6 protein-coding genes are annotated in these 6,418 nt (G+C 32.2%); 3 read left to right on the top strand and 3 right to left on the bottom strand.

Features of this window, described 5'->3' with window-relative positions; all coding sequences use genetic code 11:
• Window positions 1–472: 472 nt before the first annotated feature.
• The gene (locus GFJ94_RS00300) at window positions 473–1,705 is read right to left on the bottom strand and encodes an ABC transporter permease (RefSeq protein ID WP_153199285.1); all 1,233 of its coding nucleotides are present in this window, start codon (window positions 1,703–1,705) and stop codon (window positions 473–475) included.
• 82 nt (window positions 1,706–1,787) lie between these two features.
• Between GFJ94_RS00300 and GFJ94_RS00295 the strand changes: the two genes are divergently transcribed.
• Genes GFJ94_RS00295 through GFJ94_RS00285 form a run of 3 tightly spaced genes read left to right on the top strand, consistent with a single transcriptional unit; the run spans window position 1,788 to window position 4,149 of the window.
• A complete protein-coding gene (locus GFJ94_RS00295) occupies window positions 1,788–3,038 on the top strand; it encodes an exo-beta-N-acetylmuramidase NamZ domain-containing protein (RefSeq protein WP_153199283.1) in 1,251 nt (416 codons plus the stop codon).
• 17 nt (window positions 3,039–3,055) lie between these two features.
• A complete protein-coding gene (locus GFJ94_RS00290) occupies window positions 3,056–3,628 on the top strand; it encodes a hypothetical protein (protein ID WP_153199281.1) in 573 nt (190 codons plus the stop codon).
• Between the two features lie 50 nt (window positions 3,629–3,678).
• Window positions 3,679–4,149, top strand: coding sequence for a hypothetical protein (locus GFJ94_RS00285; protein WP_153199280.1), 471 nt, complete (start codon window positions 3,679–3,681; stop codon window positions 4,147–4,149).
• Window positions 4,150–4,224: 75 nt separating this feature from the next.
• On the opposite strand, the gene GFJ94_RS00280 is transcribed toward GFJ94_RS00285, so the two are convergent.
• Window positions 4,225–4,722 carry a YkgJ family cysteine cluster protein gene (locus GFJ94_RS00280; RefSeq protein ID WP_153199278.1) on the bottom strand — a complete coding sequence of 166 codons (498 nt, stop codon included), beginning with the start codon at window positions 4,720–4,722 and terminating at the stop codon, window positions 4,225–4,227.
• 107 nt (window positions 4,723–4,829) lie between these two features.
• Complete coding sequence (locus GFJ94_RS00275) at window positions 4,830–6,224, bottom strand: tail fiber domain-containing protein (protein ID WP_153199276.1); 1,395 nt, start codon at window positions 6,222–6,224, stop codon at window positions 4,830–4,832.
• Window positions 6,225–6,418: the final 194 nt, after the last annotated feature.

Raw genomic sequence — 6,418 nt, 5'->3', positions numbered from 1 at the left:
TTTTTTTAAAGTTTAACCACTAAGGACACAAGGAAAGTACTAAGCACACAAAAGGGGATTCTTTAAATGTATTGTTTATATTATATATAGGTGTGGTTTTAAATTTGGGGTTGTGTGAAGTTGTACACAGAGATTCACCGAGTTTTTTTGATATGGATTGTGTTGAATGAGATACACAGAGTCCGAAGTGTCGGTCCGAAGTGTCGGACGCTGCACTTGTTGGAGTTGGGGTTATGACTTAACTGAGGAATTAAAGAACAAGGGCAAGAGCAAGGGCAAGGGCAAAGTATTGCTCGCCTTACGAGTCGTGGCGATAGTCATCTGGAATACCAAACGTCTTGAATAGCCCCGATGGAAGTGGAAATCTTTTTTTACCTTGTTTCGACTTCGCTCAACTTGACAAGGTAAAAAAAATTATAACGGACAGCGGGACTGAGAGTCTTATGAAATAATGAATGTCTGCTTCCAAAAATTAATCGAAACGTATTGCTTTTACTGGTGAAATTTTGGTAATGATGTAAGATGGAATTAGTAAAACCAACAAACAAACGACTACAGTTCCAATATTTAATAATACTATGTGAAGTAAATTGACACTTACTGGTGCTTCGTTTACGTAGTAGTTTTCAGGATTGAGTTGGATTAGGCCGAAGAACTTTTGAATTAATAACAATGAAATAGCAATCAGATTCCCCCAAAACAAACCTCGAGCGATTAAGTAAAATGCGTTGTAGAGGAAAATTTTTCGGACATTCCAATTGTTGGCGCCCATGGCTTTTAGAATTCCAATCATTTGGGTGCGCTCTAAAATGAGGACTAATAATGCGACTACCATATTGATGGTGGCTACGATAATCATTACGATTAGAATAACCAAGATGTTAAAATCAAACAATTTTAGCCATTCGAAAATGCTGTAATACTTTTCTTCGATGGTGATACTATTATAAGTAGGCGGAATTTCTTTATAAACTTCCTCTCCTTTCTCTTTGATTTTTACGAAATCGTCTACGAAAACCTCGAATGCTCCGACTTCTGTTGGTTGCCATTTATTAATCAATTGCACGTGTCGAATATCTCCTATTATATAAGTAGCATCGAATTCTTGAAAACCTGAGTTAAAAATTCCAGTGATTAGAAAGTTTCTTTTATTTGGAAGTTTTCCGTTTTCTTTCATGAAAAAGGTTAGAAACTTATCGCCTACCTTTAATTGTAGTCGTTTGGCTAAGTATTCCGAAATTAAAACTTCGGTATTTAACTCGGATTTTAGATTTGGGATTTTACCATCAACCAAATATTCTTCTAAATTGGTGAACTTATAATCTTTTCCGACACCTTTATATATGATGCCTTCGAACGCTTTTTCTGTACGAATGATTCCAGCTTTGCTTGCTACGGCTTGCACATGACTGATTCCTTCTACATTCTCGAATTTGGGATAAAAATTTTGATTGATAGAAATAGGTTCGGTAGTGACTTGCGATTGATTATCATCGAAATTAGAAATAATAATATGTCCGTTAAAAGCGGAAACTTTCTCACGAATTTTATTTTGAAGCCCAACACCCGTTGACACCGCCATAATCATCATAATAATTCCGATGGCAATTGCCGTAATCGCAATTTTTATAATTGGCGAAGAAATACTACTTTTATAACTTTTAGCAGTAATTAGTCTTTTGGCTATGAAATATTCTAAATTCAAGGTTTTAAAATTATTATTAAGGCAAATATACATAAAGTTTTTGCCTCAGATTACACAGATTTACACAGATTAAAAAATAGTTATGAAATACCCTATATATAGATTTACAATAGTATTTAGTTTACTAATCCTTTCCGTTTCGTGTGGAAGTAGCAAAAAGGCTATTCCGCAAATAAAACCGAGAACTGATAATATTACTTTGACCTCCACTTCAACAGATGTCACTTTTAAAACTGGTGCCGAAAACTTTGAAAGTTATTTGCCTTTATTGAAAGACAAACGCGTTGGAATTGTTACGAATCAGACTGGAATTCTTTCAAAAGAGAAACATTTGGTTGATTTTTTAATCGAACAAAACGTCAATCTTCAGAAAATTTATGCGCCTGAACACGGTTTTAGAGGAACGGCTGATGCGGGCGAATTAATTATAGACGGAAAAGACACTAAAACAAATTTACCAATTATTTCCCTTTACGGAAACAACAAAAAGCCAAAACCTGAACAATTAGAAGGAATTGATATCTTAGTTTTCGATTTGCAAGATGTGGGTGCGCGATTTTACACTTATATATCTTCTTTGCATTATGTCATGGAAGCTTGCGCGGAAAATAACATTTCGCTTTTAGTTTTAGACCGACCAAATCCAAATGGAACTATTATTGATGGTCCAATTTTAGAAAAAGAACATAAGAGTTTTGTTGGGATGCATGAAATTCCGGTTTTACACGGAATGACGATTGGCGAATATGCCAAAATGATTAATGGTGAAAAATGGTTAAATCCTTCGACAAGCTCAGGACAAGCACTTCAGTGCGATTTGAAAGTAGCGCCTTGTTTGAACTATTCGCATGATATGAAATATAGTTTGCCTGTGAAGCCTTCGCCAAACTTACCGAACGATCAATCGATTAATTTGTATGCGAGTTTGTGCTTTTTTGAAGGTACGAATGTAAGTTTAGGTCGCGGAACTGAGAAACAATTCCAAATTTACGGTTCGCCCTTTTTACCAGAAAGCGAATTTGATTTTAGCTTTACTCCGCAACCGAATTTTGGTGCTAAAGATCCTGTTCATAATGGAAAATTATGTTTTGGCGAAGATTTAACCGAAATTAGAAAAGTAAATCGTTTAGAATTAAAGTGGTTATTGAAAGCTTACGAAAACACCTCAGATAAAACCGTTTTCTTCAATGATTTCTTCACCAAATTAGCCGGAACCAAAAAACTCCGCGAACAAATTGAAGCCGGCATGACCGAAAAAGAAATTAGAAAAACGTGGCAAGAAGGCTTGGAACAGTTTAAGGAAGTGAGAAAGAAGTATTTGATTTATGAATAGAAGAAAATAGAGAAAAGATGAAAGAGAAAAGACTATTACTTTTACTTCTATTAGTATTTTCGGCTTGTTCAAAAGAAAACAGAACGATTTCTATTGATGATTGGAATAATCAAATAATTAGTCAATTGAATAAAACTGATTCTAAAATCTATAAACAAGAAGAATTAAAGATTAATATTGATTTTCTTTTAGAATTCAGAAAAGACATTATTATAGAGATAGACAAATTAAAATCTAAAGAAAAGTTTTCTGAATTTGTTTTTTACGAAAATTATAATTGTGAGTTTAATCCAAAAGACACTATTCAAACCGATATACCATTTACCAAAAACAAGTTTTATTATAGCATATTAATTGTTTCTAATAACGAAAATTATTTATACGAATTGAAAGGGTTTTCAGAAGATAAAAACTTTAACATCATTAAAACCTATATCTATAATAAAGAAGACTATATTCAATTTTTAGACCTTGAAAATATTGGAATTAAAAAGACAAATTATCTTTCGAATGATTTTTCTGTTACTTCAAAAATTACTTGTAATGGAAATGATTTAAACATAGAAGTTATTTCAACAAGATTAAACTAAATTTTTGAAAATATCAAAACCAAATCAATAATCACTTTTTTTTAAGTAAAATGATTTCAAAAATCAACATCGTAGAATTTAGAGAACGTTTATATAAAAACACAAAACTTGGAAATCCAAAAATTAAAGGAACTCCATTTGCTATCACATCCATATCTGGGGAGTCTGATAAAACTTTTTTTGGAACATTCGATAAAACTAAATTTGAACTTACTGAAAATGCAACTTTATTCCCAACACCCTATATCATTTCAGGAGAAATTAATCCAAAAAGTGAAACTCAAACTGAAATAAATTATGAAGTTAAGCCTATTGGATTTGGATATTATTGGTTAAAATATATACCAATCTTTGGTCTTATCGTATTTAATTTAATTCTTTACACACAATCAGCTTCTTTAAAAGCATATCAAATAATAAACCCAATGATGTTTAGTTTTATTATTTTTAGTCGTTTTTATATGTGGCGAAAGAAAAATAAACTTTTAACTGATTTTAAAAGAATTTTTGAAATTGAATAAAAGCACTGAAAGAGATTCCTAACGGAATGACAAGATTGTGAAAACTGAACACTTTCAACTGAACACTGACCACTTTTAAAGCGGCAACTTCTCCTTCATTTTCTCTACAATATTAAACGCCGCTGGACAAATCGCTACATTTTTCAAGGTTAAATCTGAGATTTGTTGGAATTTCTTTCTATCGGTGTGTGGGAATTCACGGCAGGCTTTTGGGCGAACATCGTAGATAAAACATTTGTTATCGCTATCTAAAAATGTACACGGAACACTTTTCAACACATAATCTTGGTCTTCATCAATGCGAAGATATTGGTCGATAAACTGTTGTGTTTTTTGACGCAAACTTTTGGAAATTCGTTCAATATCGGCCGAAGTAAACAACGGTCCAGTTGTTTTGCAACAATTGGCACACTCCAAACAATCCGTTTTTTTGAATTCGGCATCGTGTAAATCTTGCATTACATAATCCAAATTCTTAGGTGTTTTCTTTTTTAGCTTGTCAAAATACTTTTTGGTTTCGATATGTGTATCTTTGGCAAGTTTTCCGAGTTCGTTTAAATTTGGCTTTAGCATTTTATGAGTTTTCAATTGCAAAGTTACGATTTTGAATTTTTGCTAAAAAAATTAAATGACTTAATATATTTAGGTAAATATTCACAAAAGCTAAATTTATTAAAACTTTATTTATTCTCTAAAGCTTCTAAACGTTTTAAAATAGATTCATTAATTTTCTTAAGCTCTTCATTATTTTTTTTAAGCTCTTCTATTAACACTTGCTGTTCTTGAACAGCCTTTATAGTTATAGGTAAAAAATCATTATAACGCACAGCAAACATTCCGTTAGCTGTTTTTGAAAGAATACCAGAATTACTTATACCTGATTTATTTAGGGCTATTTCTAATTCTTGTGCTATAAAGCCAAACTCCATTTTTTTATTTGCATCATCAATACGATAGTAAGAAACTGGTCGTATTGTTGTTAAAAAATTTAGACCTAATTGAGAATCTATAATATTATCTTTTAATCTTTTATCAGATGAGAAAGACCAACTAGGCGCATTTACGTATGCAATAGATGTAGTTCCTGCACCTATCACAATTTGATTACTAGATGTTGTGGTACTTGCTTGTGCATTTCGGCCAATTAAAATATTGTTAGAGCCCGTAATAAGTAAGCTACCAGCATCTCTTCCAATTAAAACATTATTATTGGAAGTCCCTCTTAGCGTGAGACCTGCTGAAGCTCCAATAATTGTATTATCATTACCAGTATGAATAATATTAGATCCTAACGCTGATGAGCCCAATGCAACGTTAAAATTACCAGAGGTTCTTAAACCTGTTTGTTTTCCTATAAAGGTATTATTTGTACCAGTTGTTGCATTTTGCATGGCTTGAAATCCTACAGCAACATTATATACAGATGCGGGGGTATTTAATGCTGACATTGCTTGAAAACCTATTGAGGTATTGTCACTTGCAGTATTACTTGCCATGGCTGAATGTCCAAAAGCAACATTTCTTAAACCATTAACATTGGAAGCAGCTGCTCGATAACCAAAAGCAGTATTAGCAGCAGGAATAGTTAAATATAAAGCCTGATAACCAAAAGCCGTATTTTCATTATTAGAAGTTGTACTAGCTAGTGCTTGGAGCCCAAAAGACGTGTTGGTTGTTCCTAATTTACCAGCTGCAACATTATTTCTTCTAAAGGCAAGATCGACATTTGTTGTTGTTCCTAAGAAATTGGTACCATCAATAATATCGTTATTTCCTGTCTTTAACCAACCTGAAACACCTGTTGCAAGTCTAATCCATGGACCAGTAGCAGTACTCAGGTAATAAAATCCAGGGGTAACATCACCCACTGTAGCGGTGTTGTACACAAGTTCAGAAACAGTTGGAGTGGTAACAGTAACAGTGGTTGTAGCTGTTAAAGCAACTCTTGGAATCAATAAACCATCTGTTGAAGATGATATTTCTAAAGAACCTTGAGGATCAGTTGTGTTTATACCTATTTGAGCATTTATTAAAAATGATAAAAACAAAGCAAAATAAAGTAATAGATTTTTCATTATCAAAAATTTTATTAGAATTTTAAATTACAAAAAAATTAATGAGTTTGAAATATCACTAGTTATAAAAACTATACAATGGTAAAATGAGAAAAAATAAATTAAAATAAGAATTGTAAAGTATCATTTTATTTCGATTTAATTTAATTAATTATTTGATTATAACATCATTATTTGTGAGTCAATGTATAGGT

It is taken from the genome of Flavobacterium sp. LMO8 (genome assembly GCF_009495755.1).
Classification (GTDB): domain Bacteria; phylum Bacteroidota; class Bacteroidia; order Flavobacteriales; family Flavobacteriaceae; genus Flavobacterium.
Note: the sequence above shows the minus strand (reverse complement) of the source record. Positions and strands in the feature narration are given on the sequence as shown.